The sequence below is a fragment of the Adhaeribacter radiodurans genome (genome assembly GCF_014075995.1).
In the GTDB taxonomy this organism is placed as follows: Bacteria; Bacteroidota; Bacteroidia; order Cytophagales; family Hymenobacteraceae; genus Adhaeribacter; species Adhaeribacter radiodurans.
This window is the reverse complement of the sequence record NZ_CP055153.1, coordinates 6,716,774-6,731,751: the sequence shown is the minus strand read 5'-3', so window position 1 is coordinate 6,731,751 and position 14,978 is coordinate 6,716,774. Positions and strand designations below refer to the sequence as shown.

General features: G+C 41.6%; 14 protein-coding genes. 5 read left to right on the top strand and 9 right to left on the bottom strand.

The features are described 5' to 3' along the window. Window positions 1-829 precede the first annotated feature (829 nt). The 6 genes from HUW48_RS26490 to HUW48_RS26465 form a co-directional block, all read right to left on the bottom strand. The gene (locus HUW48_RS26490; RefSeq protein WP_182413797.1) at window positions 830-1,900 is read right to left on the bottom strand and encodes an asparaginase; all 1,071 of its coding nucleotides are present in this window, start codon (window positions 1,898-1,900) and stop codon (window positions 830-832) included. A 1-nt stretch (window position 1,901) separates the two neighbouring features. Further along, the gene (locus HUW48_RS26485) at window positions 1,902-2,669 is read right to left on the bottom strand and encodes a TatD family hydrolase (protein WP_182413796.1); all 768 of its coding nucleotides are present in this window, start codon (window positions 2,667-2,669) and stop codon (window positions 1,902-1,904) included. Window positions 2,670-2,886: 217 nt separating this feature from the next. After that, complete coding sequence (locus HUW48_RS26480) at window positions 2,887-3,981, bottom strand: glycosyltransferase (RefSeq protein ID WP_182413795.1); 1,095 nt, start codon at window positions 3,979-3,981, stop codon at window positions 2,887-2,889. Beyond that, window positions 3,978-4,607: a polysaccharide deacetylase family protein gene (locus tag HUW48_RS26475; protein WP_182413794.1), complete on the bottom strand. Its 630-nt coding sequence runs from the start codon at window positions 4,605-4,607 to the stop codon at window positions 3,978-3,980. The genes HUW48_RS26480 and HUW48_RS26475 overlap by 4 nt, the downstream gene beginning before the upstream one ends. Before the next feature lie 7 nt (window positions 4,608-4,614). Beyond that, window positions 4,615-5,760, bottom strand: coding sequence for a glycosyltransferase family 4 protein (locus HUW48_RS26470; protein WP_182413793.1), 1,146 nt, complete (start codon window positions 5,758-5,760; stop codon window positions 4,615-4,617). Between the two features lie 34 nt (window positions 5,761-5,794). Beyond that, window positions 5,795-7,198 carry an oligosaccharide flippase family protein gene (locus HUW48_RS26465; protein ID WP_262891537.1) on the bottom strand — a complete coding sequence of 468 codons (1,404 nt, stop codon included), beginning with the start codon at window positions 7,196-7,198 and terminating at the stop codon, window positions 5,795-5,797. 200 nt (window positions 7,199-7,398) lie between these two features. Between HUW48_RS26465 and HUW48_RS26460 the strand changes: the two genes are divergently transcribed. From HUW48_RS26460 to HUW48_RS26440, 5 genes are all read left to right on the top strand, one after another. Further along, entirely contained in the window at window positions 7,399-7,947 is a 549-nt protein-coding gene (locus tag HUW48_RS26460) for a hypothetical protein (protein ID WP_182413791.1), read from the top strand. A gap of 196 nt (window positions 7,948-8,143) precedes the next feature. Beyond that, the gene (locus HUW48_RS26455; protein ID WP_182413790.1) at window positions 8,144-8,905 is read left to right on the top strand and encodes a class I SAM-dependent methyltransferase; all 762 of its coding nucleotides are present in this window, start codon (window positions 8,144-8,146) and stop codon (window positions 8,903-8,905) included. Between the two features lie 90 nt (window positions 8,906-8,995). After that, window positions 8,996-10,150 carry a GumC domain-containing protein gene (locus tag HUW48_RS26450; RefSeq protein WP_182413789.1) on the top strand — a complete coding sequence of 385 codons (1,155 nt, stop codon included), beginning with the start codon at window positions 8,996-8,998 and terminating at the stop codon, window positions 10,148-10,150. After that, entirely contained in the window at window positions 10,147-11,592 is a 1,446-nt protein-coding gene (locus tag HUW48_RS26445; protein ID WP_182413788.1) for an O-antigen ligase family protein, read from the top strand. Before HUW48_RS26450 ends, HUW48_RS26445 begins: the two co-directional genes overlap by 4 nt. Before the next feature lie 68 nt (window positions 11,593-11,660). Continuing rightward, on the top strand, window positions 11,661-12,137 hold the full coding sequence (locus HUW48_RS26440) for a DUF1572 domain-containing protein (RefSeq protein ID WP_182413787.1): 477 nt from the start codon (window positions 11,661-11,663) through the stop codon (window positions 12,135-12,137). A gap of 25 nt (window positions 12,138-12,162) precedes the next feature. Here HUW48_RS26440 and HUW48_RS26435 read toward each other — a convergent pair whose 3' ends face one another. The 3 genes from HUW48_RS26435 to HUW48_RS26425 are packed head-to-tail and all read right to left on the bottom strand — an operon-like array spanning window position 12,163 to window position 14,832. Beyond that, entirely contained in the window at window positions 12,163-13,392 is a 1,230-nt protein-coding gene (locus tag HUW48_RS26435; RefSeq protein WP_182413786.1) for a PP2C family protein-serine/threonine phosphatase, read from the bottom strand. After that, on the bottom strand, window positions 13,385-14,569 hold the full coding sequence (locus tag HUW48_RS26430; RefSeq protein WP_317173738.1) for an ABC transporter permease: 1,185 nt from the start codon (window positions 14,567-14,569) through the stop codon (window positions 13,385-13,387). The genes HUW48_RS26435 and HUW48_RS26430 overlap by 8 nt, the downstream gene beginning before the upstream one ends. Before the next feature lie 5 nt (window positions 14,570-14,574). Continuing rightward, window positions 14,575-14,832: a hypothetical protein gene (locus HUW48_RS26425; protein WP_182413785.1), complete on the bottom strand. Its 258-nt coding sequence runs from the start codon at window positions 14,830-14,832 to the stop codon at window positions 14,575-14,577. Window positions 14,833-14,978: the final 146 nt, after the last annotated feature.

The window sequence follows — 14,978 nt, the reverse complement described above, 5'->3', positions numbered from 1 at the left end:
AAAACATCATTCCATAGAGTGTTAAGTAAAGCATGGGCTTAAATTCTTTAAAATTCCTAGCGGCGTTTGCCTTTTTCCATGGAGCCTTTTCAAGTCTCCAGGTTGATGTACTAACTTGTTTGAATCGTACCCAGTTTGCCTCGTGGCCGGCGGGCCTCGTTTGGCTCTTTCGGGCGGTTTAGCGAACCTTGGCTCGTTGCACTGCGCCATGCCTCCTGCGTCGGCACCGGAACGCTAAAAGGCCCTCAATAGCCAAACTGGTATCAGTTGCTAGTAGCTCCGGATATTTCTACTTATTAACTCCTCTAATTATTTTATTAAATACTGCCCCTGCCCCTCCTATTTTAGGAGGGGCAGGGGCAGTATTTAATAAAATAATTAGAGTCATCAGCTTTAGAAAATTAGTAATAACTACAGTGTAAATAGAAAAGTCAGTAAAAACAAGAAAAGCTTTGGCTACTAGGTAATGACACCTGTTTGGCTATGGAGCACCTGCTAGGATTCCGGTGCGTTAGCATTCCGCAGACGGAGCCGAGGAAAGGAAGGCTAGCGAGTGCGAGAGAGCCAAATGAGGCCCGCCGGCCATGAGGCAAACTTAGGCCGTGCCAACACGATAGAACCGGAGCATGGAGACTGGAACAGTCTTCAAGGAAAAGCTTTCCAACTTTTATGGCCTATGGTTTATACTATTTGGTATTACTTAAAAGGGAAAAAGTAAATTTTGGATAAGCTGCATAAAAAGAAACCTCGGTAAGTGGCGTACAGCCCGCTATCGAGGTTTCTTTTTGTGTTATTATCTAGTTCTAAAGCAGGATTTCAGATTTCTTACCTATTCAACTGTCATTTCGCCGCGAAGATCCGTTTGCAGTAATTGGCGGGTTTCTTCGTAGGGTAAGTTCTGGCCCAGAACAAACATTAATTTAGTAACTGCGGCCTCACTGGTAATATCGTTGGCCCCAATAATACCCATATCGTGGAGGTATTTGCTGTTTTGGTATTTTCCCTGGTCAACCCGCCCACCATCGCATTGCGAAACGTTTAAAATAAAAGTACCCCGGTCAATGGCGGTTTGCATGGCATCTAAAAACCAGCGGGCCGTAGGAGCATTTCCGGACCCATAGCTTTCCAATACTACGCCTTGCAGATTTTCGGTAAGTACTAAATTTCGGATAACGTGTTCCGAAAGGCCCGGAAATAACCGGAGCCGCACCACGCGGTTATCCAGCACCTGGTGCGCTTTAAACCGACCAGTGGGCAAAGGCAAAATATTTTTAGCGTGGTATTCAATCTCTACTCCGGCCTGCGCCAATAAAGGATAATTAGTAGACTTAAAAGCATTAAAATGACTACTTTCTACTTTCTTGGACCGGTTACCCCGTAGCAGCAAATCGCCGAAATAAATGCACACTTCGGGCACAATGCAAATGCCCCGGCTGGTAGAAGTAGCAATTTCCAGAGCGGTAATCAGGTTTTCACGGGCATCAGTCCGCATTTTACCAATTGGTACCTGCGCCCCGGTAAATATTACAGGTTTTTGCAGATTTTCGAGCAGGAACGACAAAGCCGAGGCTGTATAGGCCATGGTATCTGTGCCGTGCAAAATCACAAAACCATCAAAATCGTCGTAGTGTTGTTGAATAATATAAGAAAGCACAATCCAGTCGGCATCGGTTACATCCGACGAGTCGATGGGTCGGGCAAAGCTAATCAAGGATAAGTCGATATTCAGTTGCCGTAATTCCGGCATTTTATCCATAATTTCCTCGAACTTGAAAGGAACCAGGTGCCGGCCGGTTTTATCAAACACCATCCCGATGGTACCGCCGGTATAAATCACCAATACGGATCCAACCGGTTCGAGGGTAGCAGCGGTGTTCAGGTGAACTTTTCGCAATTTCATGTTATAAGTTAAATAAATTACGGGTATTCCGGGTAGTAACGGTAGCCACTTCTTCAACGGTTACTTGCTTTATATCCGCTACCCGCTGGGCAATAAGTGGTAAGTAAGCAGGTTCGTTTCGTTTGCCCCGGTAAGGAACAGGTGCCAGATACGGGCAATCCGTCTCAAGCAATATATGTTCCAGCGGAATTTGAGGCAATAACATATCCAGGCCGCCATTTTTAAAAGTGCTTACTCCCCCAATACCCATGTAAAATTTTAAATCGATTACCCGTTGCGCTTGCTCCGGCGTACCGGAAAAACAATGAAATACTCCGGTTAAATTACCATCCTGAGCAGCGGCCACTAACTCGTAAGTTTCTTCAAAAGAGTCGCGGGTATGCAAAACAATAGGTAGCTTGTACTTTTTAGCCCATTCCAACTGCACTAAAAGCGCTTCTTTTTGCTGCCCCAGAAAAGTTTTGTCCCAGTATAAATCAATACCGGTTTCGCCGATGGCCGTAAAAGAACGTTTATTTAACCAATCTTCTACTTGATATAACTCTTTTTGAAAATCTTTTTTAACTGAGCAAGGATGTACTCCCATCATGGGCAGACAAAAACCCGGATAATCCGTTTCAGTTTGTAATAGACTATCAACCGATGTATGATCCACATTTGGCATTAATATCTGAATTAAGCCAGCTTCCTGCGCTTTCCGGATAACGTCGTCCCTATCTGGTTTAAACTCCGTGGCGTAAATATGTGCGTGCGAATCTATTAGCTCCATAGTAAATTGTAGGCGGTGCGTCGTACAGTTTAGGTTATTCGTCCGTCCATTTGCTTAAGTAAGTTGCGACTAGTTTAGCCGGTAACCTTAAGCACGTAGCTTAAAAAAAAGTAAATAAAAGCCTTGGAACTACTTAACTTGTATGCTGCCAAGCTTAAAACGCAAGACTAACAACCTAAATTCCACAACCTAACTAACCCGGCAAATTTACCAAGGTTCAGGCATATTTCCGTTGCTTCCAGGTAATTTTAACGGGTAAGATATAATAGATTATAGAGGCAATGCCCAGGAACATCATAAAAAATTCGTAAACAACGAGTTGCCAAATAGTAAATTTTAAGTTCACGCGTTGGGCGCACAATTTAATAAAAGCTGATTGCCACGCTATCTTAGCCACCAGTATTCCCCAGTAAAACAACGGCGATACTTCCTGAAAAAAAGGAATCCAGATGGGATAAAAGCAAGAATATAAAATAAATACCGCCGCCATATAAAACGGGATATGACTAATCCCTTCCATCCAACGCCGCCGCTGCCACAATAATTGCCGCATATCCTGGGCAGGAGTAGAAAAAGCTAATACCGATCGATCAAAAATATTAACCGTATGAAAATGTCTTTTTACTACTTCCTGGTAAAGCTTGGCATCTTCGGTAATGGAAAACGGAATGTTCTCGTATCCGCCGGTAGCTTCGTAAGCCTCGCGGGTTATAAGCATATTATTGCCCATAGTAAATACCGGCAAATCCAGGTCGGTTACTACCTGAAATAATCCCAAGGCATATACCCAATCGATGGATTGCAATTTATCGAAAAGCCGCGGGCCGGTAACGGTGGTAATACCCGTAACAATACCAATATAAGGCCTTACCTGCGCCAGCATCAACTGAATCCAGGCAGGTGGCACCTGAATATCAGCATCGGTAATAAAAAAGTAATTACTCGTAGCCAGGTGCGCTAAATGAGCTAAAACATTACCTTTTCCCCGGGCTAATCCTAGATTTTGAGTAACTGTAATACACTTGTAATGGGGCTTATCCTGAATAAATTGCCGGACTACCCGGTAGGTGTTATCCGTAGAAGCATCGTCGCCGATGAGTATTTCCAGTTTATCGCGCGGATAATCTAAATTTTCAATAGCTTGCAGGCACCTTAAAATAGTATGTTCTTCGTTGCGGGCGGCAATTAAAATGCTCACCTTCGGAAACACCAGTAACTGGGTCCGGTAACGGCGACGGTTTAAAAGCCATAGGCCCAAAATAACCAAGGATACACTGAATAAAACCGCAAAGTATATTACTTTGAACATCATAAAGTATTAAAGCTGTAACCAATACCAGCAAAATAACGCAGAAACCGCGGCAACAAATACTGCAGGTTAGGGAACGCCTTTACAGAATCGTGAAATACTACCACTGAACCAGCAGTAGTTTGTTTCAGTATGCGTTGTAAACCCACTTCGGCCGGAAGAGTATTATCGAAATCATACGTAAGTATTTCCCACATGATAACGCGGTAAGCCGATTTAATTTCTCTAAATTGTTTGCGCCCGATGCGACCATAAGGCGGCCGGAACAAGTTTGTTGCTTGTTTAGGCTGATATTTTTCAATTTGCTGCTGACATAAAGCAATGTTTTGCACGTAGGTATCGGTTTCGGTGGCCCAGCCCCGCAGGTGATTATAAGTATGATTTCCTAAAAAATGCCCTTGTTCTACTATGCTCCGGGTAATATCCGGATACCGGCTGATGTTTTCGCCGACGCAGAAAAAAGTAGCTTTTGCCTGGTAAATTGCCAATTGTTGTAAGACAAATTCTGTTACTTCCGGCACTGGCCCATCATCGAAGGTTAGATAAATGCACTTCTCTTTACTTGTTTTTCGCCAGACATACTCCGGAAATAAATACCGCAACAAAGCCGGGGTTTTAAAAATTCGCATTTCTTACCTAATCAAAAGATTTTTTTGATTTTACTCCGGCTTCTTGTAGCCCCTGATAAACGAGATTGGTGGTTTGCTGCCAGGTATAACGGCGGCAGTTTTCGCGCCCCCGGCGAATGTAGTAGTCGCGGCGCTCCGGATAATGGTATAATTGCACCAACGCCTGGCAAATAGCATCCGGCGAGTGAGGGTCTACCAGCAACGCACTGTCGGCGGCTACTTCGGGCATAGAACTGGTATTACTTGTAATAACCGGGCAATCACATTTCTGAGCTTCAATAATGGGTAAGCCAAAACCTTCGAACACAGAAGCAAACACCAGTGCCAAGGCTCCGCCGTATAATTGCCGCACTTCGGCATCCGAAACCCTACCGGTAAACACTACTTCGGTCTTATGCGTCATGGCCTGGTAAGCTTTTACAATAGAACCGGCTTTCCAGGCTTTGCGACCTACAATTACTAAGTTCACCTCGCTGCGCGTTAAGTTTTTAAAAGCATCGAAAGCCTTAAAAAGATTAACCAGGTTTTTACGGGGCTGCAAGGCTCCTACAAACACAAAATACATTTCGCCGGCGCAGTACTTTTGCCGGATATCTATTTGCTGCGCAAAAGGCGTAGGTTTAAAAAAATCAGATACGCCACAGGGTGCTACCTTTACCTTATCTGGGGGCAGATTAAAACTTTTAAGTATGTCTTTTCTGGAGAACTCCGAAACCGTTAAAATAAGCCGGGAAGCTGCTGCAAAACGCGGAATAAATTTTTGGTAGTATCGCCGGTCGAAGTATCTTTTTTCTTCCGGAAAATGTTGGTATGCCAGATCATGAATGACCGTTACCCGCGGCACAGTAGTGCGCAACGTGGTAAAGTTATCCGGCGAAAAAAATACATCGGGTTTTAATTGGCGCAATATCCGTGGCAGCATTATCTCGAACCAAAGGTAAAACAGAAACGGATGCCGCGCTGGAGGGTAAATCACGACAGGCTTTACGTTAGGAGCGTAAATAAACTGCTTATCGTAAGGTCGGTCGAAAAAAAAGTAAAATTCGTGTTCGGGATGCTGTACTACCAGACGTTGTAACACCTCGTGCGTAAACTTACCCACTCCCTCCAATTTACCAGCTAACAAAATACGGGTATTTACGGCTATTCTCATGCAACAACTTACGGCTAACCGTTTACAATAATATTTATTTTTTTGGAAACAGATTGGCCTTTAGATCAACGATACGAATAACCCGGGTTAAAAACAATACGCCTAAAAACGCAATGCCTGCCAGAATAGTATTTACCCACCAGATGGTAAAAATAAACGATAATCCGTAAAATATACCACCTAACGCCAAGCCACTTACTAATAATTTAAAAATAAGATCTCCGGGAACCGGAATGTTTAATTTTGGCCGTAGGTAAAGCAAATAACCACCGGAAACCAGCACCGCACTTATAAGGGTATCTACGGCCGCTGCCAAAGAACCATAAACCGGAATAAAAATAAAATTAAGGGTAACATTTACCACAATACTAAGGGCTACCAGTTTGCTTACTGCTAACTCCCAGTTACTGGCAGTGAGTATGTTGGCATAAATGGCAAAGAAGCCGTGTACGCACACGTTGGCAAATAAAATCTGTAAATTCAGGTGCATTAAGCTTAACTCGGTAGCCGAAGAATTACTAAATTGCCAGAACAGTTTTTCGCCGTAAAAAAAAACGAAAACGCACACGAAAATAATGGGTATGCTTACCACCATTTGCCCGAAACGCAGCAGCTTTTGTTGTTCGAGAGGTTGGTGCTGGTGAGCCGCAAATTTAGCGAAGAAAATAGGCAGTACCGTCCATAAATACATCATAACGGCATCTACCCAACGGTAAGCGCCCGCGTAAATGCCTGCTTCCCGACTCGAAGCTAACCGCTCCAGCATCACCATGTCAATTTTTTCGTTAATGCCGTTTACCAGGTTAATAATGGCAAACGGAAAACTGGCTTTTAACAGGAAAATTAATTGCTGCCAGCTCCACTTAGCCGGAAAAGAGCCGAATTTTTTACGGAACAACAGACAAAGAATTCCGAAAGCCAATAGTACCGAAGCCAACCGGGCATACACGTAACTTTCCAGCGTAATTCCCAGGTAAAGCAGCACCACAATTATAAAAATCAGGAAAAACCGTTCCAGCACCGACATTACTGAATCGAGGTTAAAGAACTGGTAGGCTTGTAGGGCTCCGCGTAAAAATTGGGTAAACTGGGTAAACGTAAAAATAAAACCGACTAAAGTAAGATAATATAACTCCTCTTTTTGGTACCCAATGGCCCAGCCGGCCAGCAGCATTATAAAAGGAAATATTAAGGAAATGAGCGTTTTAAATGGCAAAACTACCGGCAAGTGTGTCGCCATAAAAGTAGGTACTGCTGCCATTTGCTTCGTAAAATAATGGTAAATACCCAGATCGGTGAATGAGGTAAAAATAAAAGTAAAAGAAAAAAGCGCCGCAAACGTACCAAAGGCCGCGTGGCCCATTTGGTTTTGCACGTTGTTTTCTAAAACCAACCAAATAGGCTTTACAAGCAAATTTAGCAGTACCACAAAACTGATATTTCCGAGTAGCTTTTTAATAAATTAGAAGGCAGGTTTACGTTTTACTTGTTTTTAATGCAGGATTAAACAGGTTCGCTTAGTTCGGCCAGATTATACTCTAAATTTTTTTTATTTCAATAGCAAAGTTAAAGCTCCTTAATTGGTTAACAAGGATTAATTTTAATCATCGGAAAGTTAGATAGTATTAATTATGGATTATGCATCTGAATGGGGACCAAATAAGAATAAACAGGATTTTAGAAGAAGAAATACGACAAAATCTATTTATACATAAATTACTTAGAAGCTTCGAGTTAAAAGGTATAAAAAAGAATTTTATAACCCTTCTTGTACTTAGCGCCATTCTAACAGCATTTTCTTTTTTCACAGATTTAGATTTCCTAATTGGTTTTTACATTGTGATAACAGGAACGTGGACGCTTTTTCTGGTTAGATATTTTATTAAGGCTAGGGCGTTTAACTTAAAGCAGCAGCAATTGAAACAAAAATGTGCGGAAAAATTCAACTTAAATGACGAGATTTTTTTAGAATTCAATAACGAATGGGTAAAATATACTACTCCTAAAACAAAGTCAGAAATTAAATGGGAATATTTCAGGGCTTATTTAGAAGAAGCGGACACTATTTATCTATTATTGGAACAAGTTAATTCAACTTGGTCATTTTCAAGGAATGAAATAGGACATGATGGCCTTTCGAATTTAAAGCGGATTGCTAAAGCAAAACTTACCTATTTGAAATACTAATAAACTAACATTTTCTACCTTAATAAACACAAACGAATTAGCTCAATTACGGAAGCTAGCTCTTTTTGAAATATACCTCTAACTAAGGATTTTATAAGTTGTGCGAATAATACTGGTTAAGTAAAAGGTAATTTTTCTAATATTTTTGCAAAAGCCTCTTCATCTATTTAATAATTTTTCGAGAACAATTTTCAAGATGAACTATCAACCCGAAAAGTATTGGTCGAAAGTAGCCCAGGAAATTACCAAACGAAATAAGGGAAATGTAATTGCCGGCGATGACGAGCCTTACTACGTCTACAAACGCCAGCAATTTCTAAAGATTTTTGATAAAATAGATTTTAAAGGAAAGTCGGTGTTGGAGTTGGGCAGTGGTCCCGGTGGTAATTTAAAAATAGTGGCCCAGCACCAACCTGCCCGCTTAGTAGGGATAGATATTTCTGAGAACATGCTGCAATTAGCCGCCGAAAATTTAAAAAATTATCCGGTAGAGTTAATTAAAACCGATGGTACCGGCATTCCACTCCCCGACAACTCTATTGATATCGTTTATTCGGTTACAGTTTTGCAGCACAACACCAACTACGAAATGTTTAAACTTTACCTGGAAGAAATGGGTAGAGTATCGCGCGATAAAGTTATATTGTTTGAAAGGACCGAATCTATCGAAAAAGGCGATGAGTTAAACATGGGTCGACCGGTGAGCACTTACGCCAATATTCTTCAAAATAAAGGTTTTAAATTAATAGCTACGCAATACTTGCCTATTCACGCTAGTTATTACGTTTGTGGTGCTATTCGCAAAGTATTTAATCCCAAAAACCGGATCGAAGGCGAACCCTTAACTAAGCTCTCGCTATTTTTAGAAAATATAACTTTACCCATCACTCAGATTATTGATAAATTCTGGATTCAGCAAAGAGAAGTTACTAAAATGGAGTTTCAGAAAATTAAGTAAAGCTAAAAATGCTTTTGTGGGTAGCAGAGCCAAAATAATTTAGTAAATTTTAAATAGATTTGATTTTTAGAAGTAAGTTTTAAATTTTAAATGGCCGCCACCGAACATAATTTAGCAGGTTATTTGCCACTGATGCAAAAATGGCGCTGGCCAATTTTGGGAGTAACCTTAGCCGCCTGTATTATAAGCGCCATTACCGCTTTGTTGCTCCCCAATATTTACCGGTCAACGGCTATTTTTTATCCTACCAACTTACCCGACCTGGAAACAACCTTAAATCCGGAGTTTATTTTAAATGGCGAGAAATTAACGCTAAGCATGAGTTCCGACGATGCGGACCGGCTCATTAGCATTGGTCAATCCGAACCTTTGCTGCGGCATATCATTCAAAAATTTAACTTTGCGCAGCACTACCGTTATCCCGCTAACGATACCTCTGATAAAGTCCGGCAAAAAGTACTGGAAGAATTTTTGTACAACTACTCTATTGCCCAGAATAACCGCTCGGCAGTAGAAGTATCTTTCGACGATGCAGATAAGTATTTTGCGGCCCAGGTAGCTAACACCATTACGCAGCAGATTGATGTGATTAACCAACAGTTAACGCTCACCAATCAGCAAAAAATGGTAAATTCTTACGCCCAGCGGCAGCAATTTTTACAAAAAGAATTACTTAAAACGCAGGATTCATTAGTAGCTGCCCGGCGACAATACGGTATTTTCGGCACCACAACTGCCGAGCACGAAAGTCGCCCCGAAAGCCGCTATTTGGCCGAACGTTTGGTACAAACCGAAACCGATTTGCAGCAAGCCCGTGCTACCTTAAAAAGTTATCAGGCGCAGCTTTCCGGTTCTCATGATAAAATCATTACTTTAAAGGCGGATATAAAAGGTTTAGAGGCCGCTCTAAATGCCTTAAAAAGTGCGACATCGGGTAATAGCATTAACCTGGAATCGTATGTAGCCGGTACCGACGAAGTTACCCGCCTCGAAGCCATTTTTGACAGCCGCCGCGAAGAATACGTAAAAGCCCGGCAAATTTACGAAGACGCCAAGCTGGCTTTACAAAACCAGACCAGTTCTTTGTACGTGGTACAGCCCGCTACTCCGGCTATTAAAAAAGTAAAACCTATCCGTTGGTTAATTGTGATGGGAGCTACGTTTTTAACTTTTTTACTGTCGGTGGTAGTAGTTAGTATTTTAGAGCGTCGGCGTTCAGTTCGCCACGCCCGTTTCTACGCATGATTTTCTCCTGGCCAGTTACCGTTAATCAGCAGCTAAAAATTTATCTGGCTTTTAGTGCCGTTTTATTGGCAACGCTTTCCTTATCTATTTACAAGCAAAATATTCTATTTCTGGTTCCAGTACTAGGGCTGGTAGTTTTGGGCATTGTACTTACTAATTATGCGGTGCTTTATTATGTGTTACTGTTGGCTATTCCTTTTTCTATGGAAGTGGATTTGCCTGGCGGCTTTGGAACAGATTTATTTTCGGAACCGCTCATTATTTTGCTGGCCGCTTGTTACCTGGGTTCGTGGCTACTCGGCAAAAGTCCGGATAGGCGTTTAATCCAGCATCCTTTAATAAAGATATTACTCTTATTTTTTGCCTGGTCAATAGTTACCACTTTGCTTTCAGCCGATTATTTACGCTCGGGGAAGTACCTGGTCGCCAAAACCTGGTATTTACTGGTTTTTGTTTTTCTGGCCGGCGATCTTATCCAGAACCCGACAATCTGGCGGCGGTTTCTTTACTTTTTTATCAGCGCTCTGGGTATTGTAGTTACTGTTACTTTAATCCGGCACGCGGCTGTTGGTTTTACGTTTGCTGCTGCCAATAAAATAGTAGCTCCTTTTCTCCGGAACCACGTCATGTACGGGGTATTATCGGCCGCAGCCCTACCCTATGCGGTGTACCTGACGCTGCATCAAAAAACAAGTCGTGGGAGAATTTTATTAGGCCTGATTAGTTTTTTATTATTGGCTGGAGTACTGGCTTCGTATACCCGGGCTTCCTGGTTAAGTTTACCTTTGACGGTATTGTATGGTTTTGTAATTCGGTTTCGGCTTACGCGTTATTTGCTGGCTTTTATTTTACTTACCAGTGTAGCGGCGGTTATTTACCTGAGCTCGAATTACCGGTACATGCAATATGCCCCGGATTACGAGAAAACTATTTTCAACAAAGACGATATCCGGAAACACTTACAGGCTACGTATACTTTGCGCGATGTATCAGGAATGGAGCGCGTTTACCGTTGGATTGCCGCCACCCGCATGATTGCCGACCGGCCGTTTACCGGTAGCGGACCCAATACTTTTTACCCGGAATATTTAAAATATACTGTCAGCCGGTTTACTACCTACGTAAGCGATAATCTGGAGCAATCTACGGTTCATAATTATTTTTTGCTGCAATTTGCTGAACAAGGTTATTTAGGCGGAATTTTATTTTTAATTTTTATGGGTTATGCTTTACTGCTACCCGAAAAAATTTATCATCGAACTACTCAACCGGAACACAGAAAAACGGTTCTGGCTATTGGCTTGTGCCTGTTTATTATTGCCGTTCATCTTTTCTTAAACGAACTGCTTGAAACCGATAAAATCGGCTCATTATTCTACCTATCCCTGGTAGCACTCATTCGCCTGGATTATTGGACGAAGGAGAGTATTCAGGTTGAGTAATGGTTGTTAACTAGTTTACACCGGGTGCTTTTTTTTCAACCCTAAATCTCACCCTAAAGAAGTTCAAAATGCTAGCTCAACAAATAGCCAAACATCTCCGGGATGTTTATTTTGGAGGAAACTGGACTTCGGTTAATCTTAAAGACACCTTAGCAGATATTAGCTGGCAACAATCGATAACAAAAGTTTATAACTTAAATACCATTGCCGCTTTAGTCTTTCACATCAACTATTATGTGAGCGTTGTTTTAAAAGTATTACAAGGAGAACCGTTAAATGCCAGCGATAAATTTAGCTTTGATCTTTCACCTATAACTTCGAAAGAAGACTGGCAAAATCTTACAAATAAAACCTTGGCTGAAGCTGAATTATTGGCTGCGGAAATCGAGAAATTAGAGGAAGTACAACTATTTGAAGTTTTTACCGAGTCTAAATACGGCAACTATTACCGGAACTTACACGGAATTACAGAGCACACCCATTATCATTTGGGGCAAATTTTTTTAATAAAGAAGATTCTAACCGAAATGGAAGCTACCAACTAAACAGTTCATCGACCAATTGTTAAAATTACTTAAACCGGCAGGAAAGTAAGGTAATATCGTCGTGGAAATTGGTGCTGCCTTGATTATGATTTTTAATTTCCTCGAGCAGTTCTTCGTGTAGTTTAGGGAGTGGCAGGTAACGGTAGTTTTGCAGGAACTTGATGGTATTGTCCAGTCCGTATTCGTCTTCGTCGGTGTTAAAGACTTCGGTTAACCCATCAGTATAACACATTATCAACGATTTATTAGGAATAGGCACCTCTGTTACGGATATAAAAGGCAAGGATTCAAAAATACCCAGCATGGTGCATCCTTCAGTCAGGAGTTGAACGGTACTATTTTCGTGCAGCAGCACCGGGGAGTTATGGCCGGCATTCACGTAGCTTAGTACATTGGTGCGGCGATTGTAAATACCGAAAAAAGCCGTAACAAATTTCTCCGCAATCGCATTGCAGTAAATTAAATGATTAAGCTCGGTTACTACGGTAAGCAAATTAGGCGTTTGGCGCAAAATGGTGCGTAAACCTGCCTGGAAATTAGACATGAGTAAAGAAGCCGGCACTCCTTTGCCCGAAACATCGGCAATACAAAAAAGAAACTGGTCTTCGTCAATGGGAACGTAATCGTAGTAATCGCCGCCAATGGAAGAGTGCGGTAAATAACTGGCATGAATGGCAACTGCGTCGTCATTGGGCAACGACTTCGGGAAGAGCATGGTTTGCACCTCGCGCGCAATTTTAATCTCATTCCGGATAGCTTCTTCAGCTAAACGCAGGCGCGCCATACGGCGGTTCTGCATTGCTACCAGAATAATATTACTTAAGGTTTGCACAAACGACAAAGCCCCTAAAGTAGAATAATACGCCTGCGAATTACCAATTAAAACAAAAGCCAGAATTTTACGATTTTGTAAAATAGGCACAACCGTTTCAAATTCGCCCCAATGCGCATCCAGGTTTAAATCGGTTATGTAGCTTATTTCGGTTAAACAAGTAATAGCCGGCGGCAGGGAGGCAGTATCCAGAAAATTGTGATTGGTTCCAAAATTAACTTTGCACTCCCAGTTATCTTCCAGCACAAACAAGCCTAAGCGCGAAATTTGCAATTGGGCCAATAAAGTAAAATGGTAAATCTTATAAAGCGCCTGATCGGTTAAATTACCGTTAATAGCCTGGGTAACTTCCAGCAACGCCGATAACTCAAGCTTTTTCAGGTCGAGCTCTTTCTTCATAAACTTTACGTTTACTTCAGGCATTGTTGAGGAGTAATTTAGGGTCATATGCATCGCGTAGCCCGTTGCCAAGCAAATTAAAAGATAAAACTAATGAACTGATACAAATACTTGGTAGTAACACTAAATATAATCCGGCTCTGGTACCTATTAACTGAAAACCTTCGTTAACCATCATTCCCCAGGAAGGAGTGGGCGGCTGCACGCCTAACCCTAAAAAACTTAATCCGGCTTCCATTAAAATAGCGGCGGCAAAATTAGCTGTACCTACAACAATTAAAGGGCCAATCAGGTTCGGTAAAATATGACGGAAAATAAGGCGGCTTTGCGGTAAACCTAAAACTTTTCCGGCTTCAATATATGTTTTTTCCTTTATACTTAAAAACTGACCGCGAACCAACCTCGCTACATCTACCCACATGGTTAATCCTACGGCCACAAACGACACCCAAACTCCCCGGCTATTAAAAGCTAAGCTAATGGCAATAACCAACATAATGCCCGGAATAGACCACACCACTGTCATGAGAAACAGCATAACCTTATCTACCCAACCACCAAAGTAACCCGCTATGGAGCCTACCAGAATCCCCAAACTCACCGAAATTAAAACGGCTATTAAACCAATACTGAGCGAAATACGAGTGCCCAATAGCAACCGGCTTAATACATCCCGACCTGCCCTATCGGTCCCTAGCAGATATGTTTTACGAAACAAGGAAGTTTTTTTTACCTTTTCTTGTAACACAGCGGAGCTCGATCGTTGTGTTTCTAAGTTACTTAATTCCAACCCAAAAACCTTATTCAAAGGAAAAATCCGTATTTCATCTGGTAAAGAACGTTTATCTACGTACGGATTTACCCTTATAAATTTATCTATTACCCGGAAACTTTGAACCGGGATTTCCTGATAGGGTAATTCCTGGCCAAATAACCATTTGTGCAGAAAAGTAGGCGCTGGTTGGATAGTTTGTTTTTTTATCCGAAGCATCCAAACCGAAAAACCCGGTGCTTTTTTCTGCAATTGAACGATTGAGTGATTGGCATTCGGGCTGGCATCAGGCATAATAGCGTAACCTAACAAAGCAATTAGTAGTGCTACTACAATAAAAAATAACCCAACCATTGCCGGTGTATTCTGCAGCAAGCGTTTTTTTATGTAATATGCCGGTGAGTGTGCTACTAGGGAGGCAGCCATCATATTTATTACCGCGAGTTATGCACCATTAATCCGGCTTTGGTTGCCAGAAAATAATACTGTTTATAATCCTTACTGAATTTAACTTTATTGTACTCAATTTCTGTATCCGGGTCGGGGTAATAACACTTTACATACCCCCGCACAACCAAGTCTTGCAAGCTATGGCACAATTCCTCATCCGCCAGGAATAAGGCATTCTCTAATTGATGAAAAGATGTTACAAAGTACAGTTCATCGATAATTTCAAATTCAATCTCGGTCATATTACTACCAAGTTTTATGTATATACTTATTTTGTTGTGTTACCTTAAACAGCTTAAAGATAGCTAATTACTCTTTTCAACTGTGTCTCTAAAGCTGTAAACCAGAGCTTTTTCCTTAACTATCAACCCGTTCATTTATTGCGGAT

Bases quoted from the DNA above. Each gene is read 5' to 3' on its own strand.
- HUW48_RS26490 (WP_182413797.1), bottom strand. From the start codon at position 1,900: ATGAAATTGCGAAAAGTTCACCTGAACACCGCTGCTACCCTCGAACCG.
- HUW48_RS26485 (WP_182413796.1), bottom strand. From the start codon at position 2,669: ATGGAGCTAATAGATTCGCACGCACATATTTACGCCACGGAGTTTAAA.
- HUW48_RS26480 (WP_182413795.1), bottom strand. From the start codon at position 3,981: ATGATGTTCAAAGTAATATACTTTGCGGTTTTATTCAGTGTATCCTTG.
- HUW48_RS26475 (WP_182413794.1), bottom strand. From the start codon at position 4,607: ATGCGAATTTTTAAAACCCCGGCTTTGTTGCGGTATTTATTTCCGGAG.
- HUW48_RS26470 (WP_182413793.1), bottom strand. From the start codon at position 5,760: ATGAGAATAGCCGTAAATACCCGTATTTTGTTAGCTGGTAAATTGGAG.
- HUW48_RS26460 (WP_182413791.1), top strand. From the start codon at position 7,399: ATGCATCTGAATGGGGACCAAATAAGAATAAACAGGATTTTAGAAGAA.
- HUW48_RS26455 (WP_182413790.1), top strand. From the start codon at position 8,144: ATGAACTATCAACCCGAAAAGTATTGGTCGAAAGTAGCCCAGGAAATT.
- HUW48_RS26450 (WP_182413789.1), top strand. From the start codon at position 8,996: ATGGCCGCCACCGAACATAATTTAGCAGGTTATTTGCCACTGATGCAA.
- HUW48_RS26445 (WP_182413788.1), top strand. From the start codon at position 10,147: ATGATTTTCTCCTGGCCAGTTACCGTTAATCAGCAGCTAAAAATTTAT.
- HUW48_RS26440 (WP_182413787.1), top strand. From the start codon at position 11,661: ATGCTAGCTCAACAAATAGCCAAACATCTCCGGGATGTTTATTTTGGA.
- HUW48_RS26435 (WP_182413786.1), bottom strand. From the start codon at position 13,392: ATGCCTGAAGTAAACGTAAAGTTTATGAAGAAAGAGCTCGACCTGAAA.
- HUW48_RS26430 (WP_317173738.1), bottom strand. From the start codon at position 14,569: ATGATGGCTGCCTCCCTAGTAGCACACTCACCGGCATATTACATAAAA.
- HUW48_RS26425 (WP_182413785.1), bottom strand. From the start codon at position 14,832: ATGACCGAGATTGAATTTGAAATTATCGATGAACTGTACTTTGTAACA.